Source organism: Bradyrhizobium sp. CCGB12 (assembly GCF_024199845.1).
Lineage (GTDB): Bacteria > Pseudomonadota > Alphaproteobacteria > Rhizobiales > Xanthobacteraceae > Bradyrhizobium.
The window spans coordinates 4,698,322-4,712,901 of the sequence record NZ_JANADO010000001.1 but is presented as its reverse complement, the minus strand read 5'-3'; the positions used below and the strand labels follow the sequence as shown (position 1 = coordinate 4,712,901).

13 protein-coding genes are annotated in these 14,580 nt (G+C 64.1%); 7 read left to right on the top strand and 6 right to left on the bottom strand.

From position 1 onward, the window contains the following. Positions 1 to 3 precede the first annotated feature (3 nt). Together NLM27_RS21990 and NLM27_RS21985 are read right to left on the bottom strand one after the other, a co-directional pair. Positions 4 to 1,236, bottom strand: coding sequence for a PLP-dependent aminotransferase family protein (locus NLM27_RS21990; protein ID WP_254145305.1), 1,233 nt, complete (start codon positions 1,234 to 1,236; stop codon positions 4 to 6). Positions 1,237 to 1,292: 56 nt separating this feature from the next. Beyond that, entirely contained in the window at positions 1,293 to 1,820 is a 528-nt protein-coding gene (locus NLM27_RS21985) for a DUF3124 domain-containing protein (protein ID WP_254145304.1), read from the bottom strand. Between the two features lie 67 nt (positions 1,821 to 1,887). Here NLM27_RS21985 and NLM27_RS21980 point away from each other — a divergent pair, with 67 nt between their 5' ends. The 4 genes from NLM27_RS21980 to NLM27_RS21965 all read left to right on the top strand — a co-directional run bounded on the left by NLM27_RS21980 (position 1,888) and on the right by NLM27_RS21965 (position 7,286). After that, positions 1,888 to 3,618: a cation:proton antiporter gene (locus tag NLM27_RS21980; RefSeq protein WP_254145303.1), complete on the top strand. Its 1,731-nt coding sequence runs from the start codon at positions 1,888 to 1,890 to the stop codon at positions 3,616 to 3,618. A 171-nt stretch (positions 3,619 to 3,789) separates the two neighbouring features. Further along, positions 3,790 to 4,866, top strand: coding sequence for a 3,4-dihydroxy-2-butanone-4-phosphate synthase (gene ribB, locus NLM27_RS21975; protein ID WP_254145302.1), 1,077 nt, complete (start codon positions 3,790 to 3,792; stop codon positions 4,864 to 4,866). A 131-nt stretch (positions 4,867 to 4,997) separates the two neighbouring features. After that, positions 4,998 to 6,212, top strand: a complete 1,215-nt coding sequence (locus NLM27_RS21970; protein ID WP_254145301.1) for an acyl-CoA dehydrogenase — start codon at positions 4,998 to 5,000, stop codon at positions 6,210 to 6,212. Between the two features lie 156 nt (positions 6,213 to 6,368). Further along, positions 6,369 to 7,286: an MBL fold metallo-hydrolase gene (locus tag NLM27_RS21965; protein ID WP_254145300.1), complete on the top strand. Its 918-nt coding sequence runs from the start codon at positions 6,369 to 6,371 to the stop codon at positions 7,284 to 7,286. Between the two features lie 73 nt (positions 7,287 to 7,359). Here the strand turns inward: NLM27_RS21965 and NLM27_RS21960 are convergent, their stop codons facing one another. Then, positions 7,360 to 8,214, bottom strand: coding sequence for a DUF1499 domain-containing protein (locus tag NLM27_RS21960; RefSeq protein WP_254145299.1), 855 nt, complete (start codon positions 8,212 to 8,214; stop codon positions 7,360 to 7,362). A gap of 250 nt (positions 8,215 to 8,464) precedes the next feature. Next, entirely contained in the window at positions 8,465 to 10,093 is a 1,629-nt protein-coding gene (locus NLM27_RS21955; protein ID WP_254145298.1) for a fatty-acid--CoA ligase, read from the bottom strand. A gap of 65 nt (positions 10,094 to 10,158) precedes the next feature. Between NLM27_RS21955 and NLM27_RS21950 the strand changes: the two genes are divergently transcribed. Then, positions 10,159 to 11,268 (top strand): extensin family protein, encoded by a 1,110-nt coding sequence (locus NLM27_RS21950; protein WP_254145297.1) that lies wholly within the window; start codon positions 10,159 to 10,161, stop codon positions 11,266 to 11,268. A 36-nt stretch (positions 11,269 to 11,304) separates the two neighbouring features. Here the strand turns inward: NLM27_RS21950 and NLM27_RS21945 are convergent, their stop codons facing one another. Next, on the bottom strand, positions 11,305 to 11,985 hold the full coding sequence (locus NLM27_RS21945) for a L,D-transpeptidase (RefSeq protein WP_254145296.1): 681 nt from the start codon (positions 11,983 to 11,985) through the stop codon (positions 11,305 to 11,307). A gap of 325 nt (positions 11,986 to 12,310) precedes the next feature. Between NLM27_RS21945 and NLM27_RS21940 the strand changes: the two genes are divergently transcribed. Both NLM27_RS21940 and NLM27_RS21935 read left to right on the top strand, forming a co-directional pair. Beyond that, positions 12,311 to 13,288: a magnesium transporter CorA family protein gene (locus NLM27_RS21940; RefSeq protein WP_254145295.1), complete on the top strand. Its 978-nt coding sequence runs from the start codon at positions 12,311 to 12,313 to the stop codon at positions 13,286 to 13,288. Between the two features lie 204 nt (positions 13,289 to 13,492). Next, positions 13,493 to 13,711 (top strand): hypothetical protein, encoded by a 219-nt coding sequence (locus NLM27_RS21935; RefSeq protein ID WP_254145294.1) that lies wholly within the window; start codon positions 13,493 to 13,495, stop codon positions 13,709 to 13,711. Positions 13,712 to 13,792: 81 nt separating this feature from the next. Here NLM27_RS21935 and NLM27_RS21930 read toward each other — a convergent pair whose 3' ends face one another. Next, entirely contained in the window at positions 13,793 to 14,563 is a 771-nt protein-coding gene (locus NLM27_RS21930; protein ID WP_254145293.1) for a class I SAM-dependent methyltransferase, read from the bottom strand. Positions 14,564 to 14,580 lie beyond the last annotated feature (17 nt).

Genomic DNA, 14,580 nt, shown 5'->3' with positions numbered 1-14,580 from the left:
AGTCTAGGCCCGCTTCTCGACATTGGCGCTGCGGGCCGGCACGCCGAACTCCCGGCGGCAGACCTCGGCCAGCACGGCGATCCCCTCGCGGATCTGCTGATGCGTCGGGCTCGCAAAGCACAGTCTCAGCCGCGAGCTGGAACGGCTCTTGTCGGTCGACCATTCCGGCCCCGGGTTGATCGAGACGCCGGCGGCGAGCGCGGCCTGATAGAGCTTCAGCGTATCGACCTGGTCGGGCAGCTTCACCCAGAGGAAGATGCCGCCCTTGGGCGCCTCGAACTCGGCCGCCGTCCCGAACTGCTCGTTGAGGGCTTCCATCAGCGTATCGAGCTTCGTGCGCAGCACCTTTGTCAGGGCCGGCACGTGGGTCGAAAAATGCGGCTTGCAATAGGTGGCGAGCACCATCTGCTCCAGCGCGCCCGAGCCGGCATCCGTCTTCAGCGACAGCATGCGCGACATCACATCCCAGGGTGCGACGATGAAGCCGACGCGCAGCGCCGGCGCGATCGACTTGGAGAAGGAGCCGATATGGATGACGCCACCATTCGGGCTCATCGCGTAGATCGCCGGCGGCCGCTGTCCCGACCAGATGAGGTCGGCATAGCAATCGTCCTCGAAGATGGGTACGCCGTATTCGGATGACAGGCGCAGCAGCTCGGCGCGCCGGCTCTCCGGCATGATGCTGCCGGTCGGGTTCTGCACGGTCGGGATCGTGTAGATGTATTTGGGACGGATGCCACGGCCTTTGAGGTCAGCGAGCGTCGACGCCAGCACGTCCATGCGCATGCCATCCTTGTCGAGCGGGATGCCGACGACGTTGACCCCAAGCCGGGCGAGGCGGGTCAACGAGCCCTGATAGCTTTCCTGCTCGAAGATCACGGTGTCGCCGCGCGCGAGCAGCGTCGCGTTGACGAGGTCGAGCGCCTGGAGTGAGCCGGACACGATCAGGAGGTCGTCCACGGTGCAGGCGATGCCGGCGTCGCGCTTGAGTTTCGTCACCAGGAATTCACGCAGGGGCACGTAACCCTGCGGGCCGTGCGCCAGCCCGTAGGTGGCGAGCGAGCGGCCCTCGCGTTGTAGCGCGAGATTGGTCGCCTCGATCAGGCCTTCGAGCGGCACCTGTTCGGAATCATTGTTGCCACCGACGAAGCTGTATTTGGCAAGGCCCGTCCAGCGCGCAGAAGGGGCCGGCAGCCCTGCGGGAAACAGGGGCGCGAAATCGAAGCTGGACGTCATGGGGGTTTTCCTCGTTTCTGTTCTTGTTGAGCTGGCCGGCGTTGCGCCGGCCGGCCTTACTTATTGCCGGCCGTCCGGGTCGGACGCCCCTGGCTGATGAAAGCGTAATGCGCATTGGCGACGCCGCCAACCATCAAGGCCTCGACCACCGGCTCGGCGATCTCACCGGTTGCGGCCCAGTCGACGAGGAAATTGGCCCCGGTCCCACCGCGCACGTCGTCGGTCGGGATGAAGATCGAGACGGTCGCCAGTGGCTTCAGCGCCACCTGACCCTTCAGGTAGGTCTCGACCTGCTTGCCTGCGGTGTCGAAATAGGCGATGCGTTTGATCACCAGCGGCTGGGTCTCGGAGGCGTTGTGCACACTCAGCGTCACCGAGAAGTCGACACGCAGCTTACCCTGGCTCATCGCGACGCTGGAATAGGCGGGCACGTAGAACCCGCCGGAGACGGCGAGTTCCTGCTTCGGAAGCGCGGTGAGCGAATCGGCAAAGTTTTGTTCGATATTGACCTTGGATTGCGCGGCGGCGGGCACGACAAAGGCGAGGGGGCATAGCAGCATTGCTGCGAAGAGCCCTTTCCGCATGTGACGAATTGCTCGCTTGCCGCACCGCGACCCATCTCTAGGGTGCGGCAAAACGGACCAATTTGGCATGCACGAGCTCATTCGCGACATCACTCTCTGTATTCTGTTTGCCTGGATGCTGGGCCTGCTCGCCCATTTCTCCCGGCAACCCTTGATCCTGGCCTACCTTATCGCCGGCTTCTGCATAGGTCCATTCGGCGCCGGCTGGGTCCATTCGCAGGAATCGATCGGCGTCATTTCCGAGCTCGGCCTGATCTTCATGCTGTTCATGATCGGGCTGGAGATCGACCTGAAGAAGATCGTGCGAGCAGGGCGCGTGATCCTGTTCGCGGCGGGCGGCCAGCTGCTCGGGGGCTGCCTGCTCGGGGTCCTGTTCTTCGTCGGCCTCGGCCTGTCCCTCGGCGGCGGGCATTTCGATGCAATCTATCTCTGTGTCGCCTGCGCGTTGTCGAGCACCGTCATCATCGTCAAGGTGCTCTACGAGAAGCGCGAGCTCGACACGCTGCCGGGCCGCATCACCCTCGGCGTGCTGGTGCTCCAGGACATCTTCGCCATCCTGTTTCTGGCGGTGCAGCCGAGCCTTGCCAATCTGCAGGTCAGCGTCATCCTGCTCTCGGTCGGCCGCGTCGCGGTGCTGGTCACCGCCGCGCTGCTGGTCAGCCGCTATGTGCTGCCGCGCCTGTTCCATCAGATTGCCCGCCGCCCCGAGTTGATCCTGCTCGGCGCGCTGGCCTGGTGCTTCGCCGTCGCCGAGACCGCGGAGCGGCTGTCACTGTCGCGCGAGATGGGCGCACTGATCGCCGGCGTCTCGCTCTCGACCTTTCCTTACGCGCTCGACGTCACGGCTAAGGTCACCACGCTCCGCGACTTCTTCATCACGCTGTTCTTTGTCGCGCTCGGCATGACGATTCCCGTGCCCGGCCTCTCGGTGATCGGTCTTGCCTTGATGATCGCGGCGTTCACGGTTGTGAGCCGCCTCGTCACCACCTTTACCCCACTTTACCTGATGAAGCAGGGGCTGCGGGCGAGCCTGCTGCCGGCCCTCAACCTTGCCCAGATCTCCGAGTTCTCGCTGGTGGTGATCCAGACCGGCGTCGCCGACCACCACATCTCAGCGCAGACGGCGAACGCGGCCTCCTTCGCCTTCGTGGTGCTGGCGGTGCTCTCGACCTTCGTGATGACCCGCAGCGACGAGATCACCCGCTGGGCGATCGGTCCCCTGAAGCGGATCGGCCTCCGCGACCTCGATCACGGCAGCGGTCATGCCGAGGAGGCCCAGGAGGGCGGCCATGGCGAGGCCCGCCGCATCGTCATCCTCGGTTTTTTCCGGGCGGCGAGCGCGCTGCTGGCTGAGATCGAGCGGCAGGCACCGGTGCTGCTCGACCAGATCACCGTGGTCGACTTCAACCCCAATGTGTACAAGACCCTGCTTTCGCGCGGCCTGCATGTGATCTACGGCGACATCAGTAGCGCTGACACGCTGCTCCATGCCGGCGTCGGCAAGTCCGAGATGATCATCCTGAGCGTGCCGGATTCGCTGCTGAAGGGCGCCACCAACGAGAAGCTGGTCCGCCACGTCCGCGCGCTCAATCCCACCGCCCTGATCGTGGCGACGGCCGATCTCCTGGCCGATGTCGGCGAGCTCTACGAGGCCGGCGCCAGCTATGTCACCGTGACCCGGCTCAGCGATGCCCACGAGCTGGTCACGGTGATCGAAGCCGCGCAGGCCGGGCTTTTGGCCGACAAACGCGCCGAGCTCGATCAGCGGCTTGGCGAGCGGCGCGAAGTTTTGCCCTGACCGCCCCGGCCGCCTTCCTCTCCGGCGCTCCGCGCCTATATCCCTGGTATCTTCGGTGCAAGCCTGAACCTGGCAGGCTTGCCGTCCGGCATAAGTGGTTGCGCCGGGAAGACTAGCGCCCCGGCCCAAGTCCGGCTAAGCCTCCCGGCCATAACGGATAGAGATTGGGAAATGCCCGATAGCATTCAGGAAGTCTTGCAGGCCTTTGCCCGGGGTGAGCTCGTGGTCGTCACCGACGACGAGGACCGCGAGGGCGAGGGCGATTTGATCGTCGCCGCCTCGCTCTGCACCGCCGAGAAGATGGCGTTCATCATCCGCCACACCTCCGGCATCGTCTGCGCACCCGTGACCACCGAGGACGCGCGCCGCCTGCGGCTCGACCCGATGGTCGCCCATAATGATTCTGCGCACACCACTGCGTTCACGGTCTCGATCGATTACAAGCCCGACGGCGGCACCGGCATCTCCGCCGAGGAGCGCGCCTCATGCTGCCGCGCACTGTCCAATCCCAATGTAGGCGCCAACGATTTCGCCCGGCCCGGCCACATCTTCCCGCTGATCGCCAAGGACGGCGGCGTGCTGCTGCGCTCCGGCCATACCGAGGCCGCGGTTGATCTCTGCAAGCTCTCCGGCCTGCCGCCGGTTGGCGTCATCAGCGAGTTGATGAACGACGACGGCAGCGTGATGAAGGGGGAGCAGGTCGCCCGCTTCGCCGCCCAGCACAAGCTCAAGCACGTCACCATCGCGGACATGATCGCCTACCGTCAGGCGCGCGAAAAACTGATCGAGCGGGTTTCGACCTTCGTCACCGAAAGCCCGATCGGGCCCTTGCAGGGCTATGCTTACCGCTCGCCGTTCGATTCCATCGCCCACGTCGCTTTCGTCTACAACGGCGTCGGCGACGGCAAGAACGTGCTGACGCGCTTCCACAAGCCCAATATCGTCAAGGACACCTTTACCGGCCACAAGCGCATGGCGACGGTGCTCGAGCACTTCAAGAAATCCGGCCGTGGCGTGCTGGTTTACTTGCGCGACGGCGCAGCCGGTGTGCCCGTGGCGCCGCTGCCCGATGAGAGCTCGACGGAGGCCGACCGCAACCGCCAGTGGCGAGAGGTCGGCGTCGGCGCACAGATCCTGCGCGATCTCGGCGTCACCTCGATCCGGCATCTCACCTCCTCGGTGCACGACTACAAGGGTCTGTCGGGCTTCGGCATCGAGATCGTCGCCAACGAGCAGCTCGAAAGCTGACGACATCGTTTCTGGGGTCGCGCCGTTGCGCGACCCGGAATGACCGAAACCAGGATGCAATTGCACTTGTTGCCGCGGCGCTTTAATTTGTCGGGCAATTATTGACGGAACCAGACGCGAAAGGACGTTTCATGAGCGTGCGCCCTCAGGCCAAGGACAAGCCGGCTGCGGCTTCTTTCCAGTGGGACGATCCGTTCCTGCTCGACGAGCAGCTCACCGAAGACGAGCGCATGGTGCGCGACACCGCCCGCGCCTATGCCCAGGACAAGCTGCTTCCGCGTGTCTCCAAGGCCTATCTCGAAGAGACGACCGACCGCGAGATCTTCAACGAGATGGGTGAGCTCGGCCTGATCGGCATCACGCTGCCCGAGGAATATGGCTGTGCCAATGCGAGCTACGTCGCCTATGGCCTGGTCGCGCGCGAGATCGAGCGGGTCGATTCCGGCTATCGCTCGATGAACTCGGTGCAGTCCTCGCTGGTGATGTATCCGATCTACGCCTATGGCGACGAGAACCAGCGCAAGAAGTACCTGCCCAAGCTTGCCAGCGGCGAGTGGGTCGGCTGCTTCGGCCTGACCGAGCCGGACGCGGGCTCCGATCCGGCGGGCATGAAGACCCGCGCCGAGAAGGTGTCGGACGGCTATCGCCTGACCGGCAGCAAGATGTGGATCTCGAACGCGCCGATCGCCGACGTGTTCGTGGTCTGGGCCAAGTCGGCGGCGCACGACAACCAGATCCGCGGTTTCGTGCTGGAAAAGGGCATGAAGGGTCTCTCCGCGCCGAAGATCGGCGGCAAGCTCTCACTTCGCGCCTCCATCACCGGTGAGGTCGTGATGGACGGCGTCGTGGTTCCGGAAGACGCCCTGCTGCCTAACGTCTCCGGTCTCAAGGGTCCGTTCGGCTGCCTCAACCGCGCCCGCTACGGCATCTCCTGGGGTGCGCTAGGGGCCGCCGAGGACTGCATGCACCGCGCCCGCCAGTACACGCTCGACCGCAAGCAGTTCGGCAAGCCGCTGGCTGCGACCCAGCTGGTGCAGAAGAAGCTCGCCGACATGGAGACCGAGATCGCGCTGGGCCTGCAGGGCTCGCTTCGTGTCGGCCGCCTGATGGACGAAGGCAAATTCGCGCCCGAGATGATCTCGATCATGAAGCGCAACAATTGCGGCAAGGCGCTCGACATCGCCCGCATTGCCCGCGATATGCACGGCGGCAACGGCATCTCGATCGAGTACCACGTGATGCGCCACGTCCATAACCTCGAGACGGTCAACACCTACGAGGGCACCCACGACGTCCACGCTCTGATCCTGGGGCGCGCGATCACGGGCATTCAGGCGTTCTTCTAACCACGTCTTCCGTCATTCCGGGGCGTGCGAAGCGCGAACTCAGGTGCGCAATTGCGCACCTGAGAATCTCGGGCCGCATCGCTACTGTTCATCGAGACTCCGGGTCTGGCCCTCGCGGGCCATCCCGGAATGACGTCAAAGAACAAAGAAGAAGCCATGGCCGACAACGACGACGTGCCGTTCAACCGCAACTTTCCGCTTCAGCCTGGTGTCGTCGAGGAAGTCCGCCCCGGCGTGCGGCGGGTGCTCTGTAACAATCCGAGCCCGTTCACCTTCACCGGCACAGTCAGCTACATCGTCGGCCGAGGTAACGTCGCAATCATCGACCCCGGCCCGGACGACGCGGCGCATGCGGCGGCGCTGCTCGACGCCGTGCGCGGTGAGACGGTGAGCCATATCTTCGTCACCCACACCCACCGCGACCATTCGCCGAACACCGCGCGGATCAAGCAGGCGACCGGCGCGCCCGTTTATGCCGAGGGCCCGCACCGCGCCTCGCGACCGCGCTTCGAAAGCGAGAAGCACAATCCGGAATCCGGCGCCGACCGCGATTTCGCGCCCGATATCAGGATCGCGCATGGCGACGTCGTCGAAGGAGACGGTTGGCGGCTCGAGGCGGTGGCAACGCCCGGCCACACCGCGAACCATCTCGCGTTCGCCTGGTCCGAGCAGAAGTTCAGCTTCGTCGGCGATCACGTCATGGGCTGGTCGACATCGATCGTGGCGCCGCCCGACGGCTCGATGACCGACTATATGGACTCGCTCGACCGCCTCGCCGCGCGTGAGGAGGATCTCTATTTCTCCGGCCACGGCCCCGAGATCCCGGACGGCCCGCGTTTCGTGCGGTTCCTGATCCGTCACCGCAAGGCGCGTGAGGCTTCGATCCTGCATCGCCTCGCCAAGGGCGAGACCGACATCCCGACCATGGTGCGTGCGATCTATATCGGCATCGATCCCCGGCTCACGACGGCGGCCGGCTATTCCGTCCTGGCGCACTTGGAAGATCTCGTCGCGCGCGGCGTGGTCGCCACGGACGGCGATCCGGTGATCGGTGGGACATATCGGATGGCTTAGGGCGCGAATAGCGAATGGCGAGTAGCGAATGTGATCTTTCCATTCGCCATTCGCTACTCCCTATTCGCCAATCTCACTTCTTCACCGTCTTCGCCGGTGCCTTCGGTGGCGCGACCGGCGTCTTCTTCACCGGCTTCAGCGCATCGGCATCGGCGGCCGTGTTGAGATCTTCAATGAATTTCTTGACGCGGGCGGCGTTGCTGCCGAGGTCGCTCTCGAAATAGCGCGAGGAGGAGCGGATATCGACGCGGGAATCATCGCCATCGGGCACGACCCGTATCGAGACGTCCTCGCGGAAACCCATGATCGGCGTGCGCGCCACCGCCTCGATGCGGCCGACACGGCGCGGCGGCTGCGGCGCGCGCTCGTCGATGACCAGCCATTTGCGTTTGTTGACGAGCTGACGCGCGATGGCATAGGCGCGGTCGACCGGGATCTCCAGCTCGATCGGCTCGATGTCGGGATAGAACTGGCGCTGCTGCTCGGCCGAGTAGAGGCCGGCATAGACCGCGGTGTTGGTGCCATCGCCGGTGCGTACGGGCGCCAGCGCGTCGAAACGCGGCGGGTCGATCGGGTTGGTGGTGATGTCGTGGATCGCCGGAAGCTTGCGATATTGCAGGGCGAGATAGGCGGGATAGGCGAGGATCAGCGCATTGATCAGGAAAGCAAGCAGGATGCGCCCCATGCCGCGCGAGCCGTTCTGCCAGATCGCGGCAAAGCCGGCGAGCCCGAACAGGATCGAGAGGCCGGCGATCACGAGCCCGCCGAAGAAGGTCATCAGCGCCGGCTTCATCTCCAGGAAGTCGAAGCGGACGATGATGATCGAGACCACCACTGCCACCACCGCGAACACGGCCAGATTGCGCGCCCAGTTCGCGAGGCTGGACACGGGCTCCGACTGGTAGGGAGCGGAAAACCTGCGGGCCATCGGGTTAAGCTCTGCCGGGGTCTGGGAGACGGCGCCGGCCGATTTGGCGCGACGATGCGCCGTTGAGACCACGGCGCGACGGCAAATTCAAGGGTTCCGCCACCCATCTCGCCGTCATGGCCGGGCTTGACCCGGCCATCCACGTCTATCTTTGCCGCGGTCGATACGTGGATACCCGGGCCTTCGCCTCGCCGAAGCGGCTTCGGCCGCGCAGGCGGGTCAAGCCCCGGGCATGGCGCCCCGTGCCGAACTAAGCCGCCGCGTTCGGGAAGCGATAATCCTTGAATTGGTCGCGCAGCGCCGTCTTCAGGATCTTGCCTGTGGCCGTGTGCGGAATGCCGTCGACGAAGGCGACGTCGTCGGGCATCCACCATTTGGCGATCTTGCCGTCCATGAACTTCAGGATGTCCTCTCGCGTGGCCTGCTGGCCCTGCTTGAGCTGCACGATCAGCAGCGGCCGCTCGTCCCATTTTGGGTGGAACACGCCGATCACGGCGGCTTCCGCCACGGCGGGATGGCCGACTGCGAGGTTTTCGAGGTCGATCGAGGAGATCCACTCGCCGCCGGACTTGATCACGTCCTTGGAGCGGTCGGTGATCCGCATGTAGCCGGCCTCGTCGATGGTCGCGACGTCGCCGGTGTCGAAGAAGCCGTCCTCGTCGAGAATGTTGGCGTCGAGGCGGAAATAGGCCTGGGCGACCGCGGGGCCGGAGACCTTGAGGCGGCCGAAGGTCTTGCCGTCCCAGGGCAGCACCTTGCCGGCATCGTCGGTGATCTTCATCTCGACCGCGAAGGGCGCATAGCCCTGCATCTGCAGCACGTCGAGCTTGGCATCGCCGGTCGCGTTCTGGAACGGCGGCTTCAGCGCCGCGACGCTGCCGATCGGGCTCATCTCGGTCATGCCCCAGGCGTGGCGGACGTTCGAGCCCATGTCGAGGAAGGCCTTGATCATCGAGCGCGGCATGGCCGAGCCGCCGCAGATCACCATCTTCAGGTCCGGCAGCTTCAGATTGTTCGCGGCCATGTGCTGAAGCAGCATCAGCCATACCGTGGGCACGCCCGCGGTATGCGTCACCCTCTCGGTCGAGAGCAGCTCGTAAACCGAGGCGCCGTCGAGCTTGGCGCCGGGCATCACCAGCTTGGTGCCCTGCGAGGGCGCAGAGAAGGCGATGCCCCAGCTGTTGGCATGGAACAGCGGCACCACCGGCAGCATTGTCTCGGAGGCGCTGGTGCCGAGCGCGTCGACGTTGTTGGCCATCAGCGCGTGCAGCACGTTGGAGCGATGCGAATAGAGCACACCCTTCGGGTCGCCGGTCGTGCCGGACGTGTAGCACATCGCGGCTGCCGTGTTCTCGTCAAAGTCCTTCCATTTGAATTTGCCGTCGGCTTGCGCAATCCAGTCCTCGTAGGCCACCGCCTGCTTCAGCGTGGTCTGCGGCATGTGCGCCTTGTCGGTGAGCACGACGTAGCGTTCCACGCTCGGCAGCTTGTCGGCGATCTTCTCCAGGATCGGAACGAAGGTGATGTCGGTCACCACGATGCGGTCCTGCGCATGGTTGATGATCCAGGCGATCTGCTCGGGGAAAAGACGGGGATTGACGGTATGGCAGATGGCGCCGATCCCCATGATGCCGTACCACACCTCAAGATGGCGCCAGGTGTTCCAGGCAATCGTCGCGACACGGTCGCCGAGCTTGATGCCGTCGCGCTCCAGCATCTGCGAGACCTTGAGCGCGCGCTGGTGGATTTCGGCATAGTTGGTGCGATGGATCGGTCCCTCGACCGAGCGCGTGACCACCTCCTGCTTGCCATGAATCCTGGCGGCGTGTTCGATGATCCGGTGGCAGAGCAGGGGCCAATCTTGCATCAAACCGAGCATTCTGACGTTCCTCCGAGAAGTCGCTGGGCGCGTTATCGCTCTCAGCGTTGGGCCAAAGAATTGTCATGAGTTTTAGCGTGCCGGACTTTCGCCGCAAATGGTCTTGTCGCGGCTATATGTCCGCCGGCGCGGCAATGGTTACCGCCGCGCTCGGGCTGTCGGTCGTCCTCGCCGAGAGGGCGGAGGCGCGGAAATATCCTGCGCCGTTCGATATCTTCAATCTTGGTACACCAAGGCCGCGCGCGGCCGTTCATGCCGCCAAGAAGATTCCGCTACCAAAACCGCGCCCCGACGAGGCCCCCAAGGCATCATCGGACGAGGCCCGGCCGGAGGCAGACGGCAAACCATCTCCTGACAACAAGCCATCTCCTGACAAGCCGACCGCCGATAAGCCCGCCGAGGCCGCACCGCCGCCCGAGAAGCAGGTCTCGGCCTGCCGGCTTGCGCTGACCGAGGAGATCGCGATCGCGCCCTCAATTCCGGATATCCGCGGCCCCGGCGCCTGCGGCGGCGAGGATCTGGTGCGCTTGGAGGCCATCGTGCTGCCGGACAAGCGCAAGGTGGCGGTGAAGCCGGCGGCCATCCTCCGCTGCACCATGGCGTCGGCGATCGCCGACTGGGTGCGCAAGGACATGGTGCCGCTGGCGACAGGTCTCGGCTCGACCATCAGCGATCTCGACAATTTCGATAGCTTCGAGTGCCGTGGCCGTAACCGCGTCGTCGGCGCGATGCTGTCCGAGCACGGCAAGGCCAATGCGCTCGACGTCCGCGCCATCAAGCTCGCCAACGGGCAGTCGATCGGCTTCACCGACCGCACCATGTCGCGCGACGTGCGCGAGCGCGTGCTGCATTCGGTTTGCGCGCGTTTTTCCACCGTGCTCGGTCCGGGCTCGGACTGGTACCACGAGGACCACATCCATCTCGACCTGGCGCAGCGGCGCAACGACTACCGGATCTGCCAGTGGAACGTCTGGGATCCCCTGCCGCAGATCGCCCCGCTGCTGCCGGCCGAACGGCCCGAGGAGGCGCCACCGCGCGAAGTTGCGGCCAAGCCTGAGGCAAAGGATGGTTCTGACGACGCGGCGGCGGAGAAATCTCCTGCCCCCTCGGACAAGCGGGCGTCCGATGACAACAAGGCAAAGCCGCACAAGCCGGCAACAAAAAAGCGCCGGTGATACCGGCGCTTTTGCAAAGCCTCAGGCAGGGCCTCTTTAGTAAGAATTAGGGGAACCGCCGCCCTGCAGCGCGAGGCGCGAATTGTAGGGCGAGTCGCCATGCTTGGGCTCGAGCACCACGACGATGGTGCCGACCTTGACGCGGTTGTAGAGGTCAATCGCATCCTCGTTGGTCAGGCGGATGCAGCCCGACGAGATCGAGGCGCCGATATATTCCGGCTGGTTGGTGCCGTGGATGCGGAACAGCGTGTCCTTGCCGCCCGAATAAAGGTACATCGCGCGGGAGCCCATCGGATTATCAGGGCCGGGCGCGACGTAGGTCGGCACGCCCAGGCGCGAAATCTCGCCCGGCGTCGGATGCCAGGCCGGCCATTCGGTCATGCTGCCGACCTTGGCGATGCCCGACCAGGCCATGGCCTCTTCGCCGACGGTAATGCCGTACCGGATCGCCTTGCCGCCATCCATTACCCAGTAGAGATAGTGATTGTCGGAATCGACCACGATCGAGCCCGGCGATTCCTTGCGGTGATACTCGACGATGGCGCGGCGGAACGGCTCTGCAACCGGGGTGTTCTCGTACCGGACCTTCGCGAGGAGTTCCTTGTCCTTCGGCTTGAAGGCCTTGGTATCCGTCGCCTCGAAATGCGTGGCCTGCATGCAGCCCGACAGCATCAGGCCAGCGGCCAGAATTCCCAACTTAACTTTCAGCGACGACATGATTTGGTTCCAATCAAAACAATACCGTGCGGAAGGCCCGAGCTTACCGCCCAACTTCCTCGACTCCGTTAATCCCATTATGGTTGAAATCTGCCACAATTCCAGCACTGAAGGCCTTATCCCGCGCTGCAAGAGCCAAGCTGTGGCTTTTCTGCCGCAAATTCTTCAGCGCTGCGGGGATTTTGAGGCACCAAGAGCTCGAACTGTCGATTCCATGCCACAGTTGAGCCACAAATACCAACGCTCCATTAATCCGTCTGTCATCGTGAACTTGTCAGAATCGCGCTAAGGGCTGTCATTCTGTCGCAGGTTCTCTGGAGTTGTCATGTTTTCGGTATTTGTTCCCTCCGAGTCCTCCCTCAAGAAGGCCGTCATCGAGGATCTCACCGCGCTGCCGGAGAGCGCGGTCTGGATCGACCTCGTCAACCCCAGTGCGGCCGAGGACAAGGCGGTGGAGCGGCTCGCGGGCATCGCGATCCCGACCCGGGAAGACATGCAGGAGATCGAGATCTCCAGCCGTCTCTATATCGAGAACGGCGCACGCTACATGACCGCGACGCTGATGTGCCACTCCGATACCGACATGCCCAGGACCACGGCGGTGACCTTCATCCTCGGCGACCACCGCCTGGTGACCGTGCGCTACGACCTGCCAAAACCGTTCGCCCTGGTGGAGGCCAAGCTCGGCCGCTCCTGCACGCCGGCGATCACCGGCGAGATGGTGCTGATGGAACTCCTGGACGCGGTGATCGACCGTTGCGCCGACATTCTTGAGCGCTGCGGCGCCGAGATCGACCAGGTCTCGCACGATATCTTCGAGCCCGAGAGCGAGCGCCACGGCCACGCCAAGCAATATTCCCAGATCCTGATCTCGATCGGCCGCAAGGGCGACCTGACCTCGAAGGTTCGCGAGAGCCTGGTCTCGATCGGCCGCGTCGTCACCTTCCTCTCAGCGGTGGTCGAGGGCGTGAAATGGTCGAAGGACATGCGCGAGCAGCTCAAGACCATGCAGCGCGACGTGGCCTCGCTGACCGACCACGCCTCCTACCTCTCCAGCAAGATCACCTTCGTGCTCGACGCCATGCTCGGCGTCGTTAACCTCGAGCAGAACAACATCATCAAGCTGTTCTCGGTCATGGCTGTTGTCCTGATGCCACCGACGTTGATCGCCTCGATCTACGGCATGAACTTCAAGGTGATGCCGGAGCTCGAATGGGTCCACGGCTATCCGATGGCGCTGGTGATGATGCTGATTGCCGCGATCGTCCCGTACTGGATCTTCAAGTTCAAGAAGTGGCTGTGACCTCATGGCTCTCGGAAGATAGCTACCGAGACCTTACGCAAGTCGCAGAGACAAGGTCGATCGTGTCGCAGAATAGATCGGGATTGCGGCCGTGCCGTGATGTGTGCGTTGTGCCCCAATTCCTCCGGTAAAATTTGAGCGGTGGGCTGAACGTTTGCGCGAAACTTGTCTGCGATAAGCAGTGCGTAGCCGCGAGGAACAGCCATGGTTGAAAAACACATAACGTCGCCCCGCAACGTCATCGATCTGGCGAACTATCGCCAGGTCCTGGCGAGCGGCAAGGCGTCGTCGATGTCGGCACGCCTGTGCCGGCACTGTGGTGCTCCGCTGCTCGATGGCGAGAACGACGACGACTGCTCGACTGCATTCAATGCGGCCATTCCGCGGCCGCGCGATAGGTCGCGTCGGATTCGAGTCGATTGAGGAACGGAAGGAAGGGCGGGCGATCCAGGTCTTGCGGCGGCGTTGTCTGGATCGCCTTGCTTCCCGCCCTTCCGACAATCACTAGCGCTTGACGATCTCAGCCATCGAGACGATGGTTTCGGTGATGGCGCCGTCGTGGTGGAACGAGACGAGATGGTTCTCGACATCGCGTAGCGCCACCCCGACATTGTCGCCTAACGCTTCGGGCGACGATGACGAGTAGGTCAGCACACGTTGTGTCAGATCTTGCACGCTGACCGCGTGGCTGGTTTCGACCGCGACGAGCTCAGTGGGGGCAAAGGCGCTGCCGCGAAAGAACGTGGGCAAGTCGCGATGGGTGCGCGTGCCCCGGCCTGCCTCCTCCCAGAGCCGCGCCGGCGACCAGCGGCGGCGGATCTCGTTGTAGCCATCGAGCCATGCGTTGCTGCCGTCGGTCGCCGAGAACGAGGCGCAGATGGCAATCGCACCGTCGTGCGCGACCAGCCGGTCGAGCCGTGCCAGCGTCGGCTCGCGGTCCATCCAATGCAGCGCGCGGCCGATCGTCACGACATCGAAGTTGCCGATGTCGTGGGTAAGCGTTTCGCTCTTGCCTTCGATCAGCGTGAGCGCTTGGCCTGCGCTCGCAGCCGCGCGTCGCGCCGCATCGAGCATCGCAGGCTCCGGGTCGACGCCGACGATGCGGCCGACATAAGGCGCGAAGCCGAGCGCCAAGAGCCCGGGTCCGGTGCCGAGATCGATCAGGCTGCTATGTCTGGAGAGGCCGAGCTTGTGCGCGACGCTGCGAAAGAACTCGCTCGGATAGGGCGGTCGCAAATGCTCGTAGAATGACGCCGTGCTCGCGAACCGGCCCATGCTTCCGCCGTTCTAGC

Bases quoted from the DNA above. Each gene is read 5' to 3' on its own strand.
- NLM27_RS21990 (WP_254145305.1), bottom strand. From the start codon at position 1,236: ATGACGTCCAGCTTCGATTTCGCGCCCCTGTTTCCCGCAGGGCTGCCG.
- NLM27_RS21985 (WP_254145304.1), bottom strand. From the start codon at position 1,820: ATGCGGAAAGGGCTCTTCGCAGCAATGCTGCTATGCCCCCTCGCCTTT.
- NLM27_RS21980 (WP_254145303.1), top strand. From the start codon at position 1,888: ATGCACGAGCTCATTCGCGACATCACTCTCTGTATTCTGTTTGCCTGG.
- ribB (WP_254145302.1), top strand. From the start codon at position 3,790: ATGCCCGATAGCATTCAGGAAGTCTTGCAGGCCTTTGCCCGGGGTGAG.
- NLM27_RS21970 (WP_254145301.1), top strand. From the start codon at position 4,998: ATGAGCGTGCGCCCTCAGGCCAAGGACAAGCCGGCTGCGGCTTCTTTC.
- NLM27_RS21965 (WP_254145300.1), top strand. From the start codon at position 6,369: ATGGCCGACAACGACGACGTGCCGTTCAACCGCAACTTTCCGCTTCAG.
- NLM27_RS21960 (WP_254145299.1), bottom strand. From the start codon at position 8,214: ATGGCCCGCAGGTTTTCCGCTCCCTACCAGTCGGAGCCCGTGTCCAGC.
- NLM27_RS21955 (WP_254145298.1), bottom strand. From the start codon at position 10,093: ATGCTCGGTTTGATGCAAGATTGGCCCCTGCTCTGCCACCGGATCATC.
- NLM27_RS21950 (WP_254145297.1), top strand. From the start codon at position 10,159: ATGAGTTTTAGCGTGCCGGACTTTCGCCGCAAATGGTCTTGTCGCGGC.
- NLM27_RS21945 (WP_254145296.1), bottom strand. From the start codon at position 11,985: ATGTCGTCGCTGAAAGTTAAGTTGGGAATTCTGGCCGCTGGCCTGATG.
- NLM27_RS21940 (WP_254145295.1), top strand. From the start codon at position 12,311: ATGTTTTCGGTATTTGTTCCCTCCGAGTCCTCCCTCAAGAAGGCCGTC.
- NLM27_RS21935 (WP_254145294.1), top strand. From the start codon at position 13,493: ATGGTTGAAAAACACATAACGTCGCCCCGCAACGTCATCGATCTGGCG.
- NLM27_RS21930 (WP_254145293.1), bottom strand. From the start codon at position 14,563: ATGGGCCGGTTCGCGAGCACGGCGTCATTCTACGAGCATTTGCGACCG.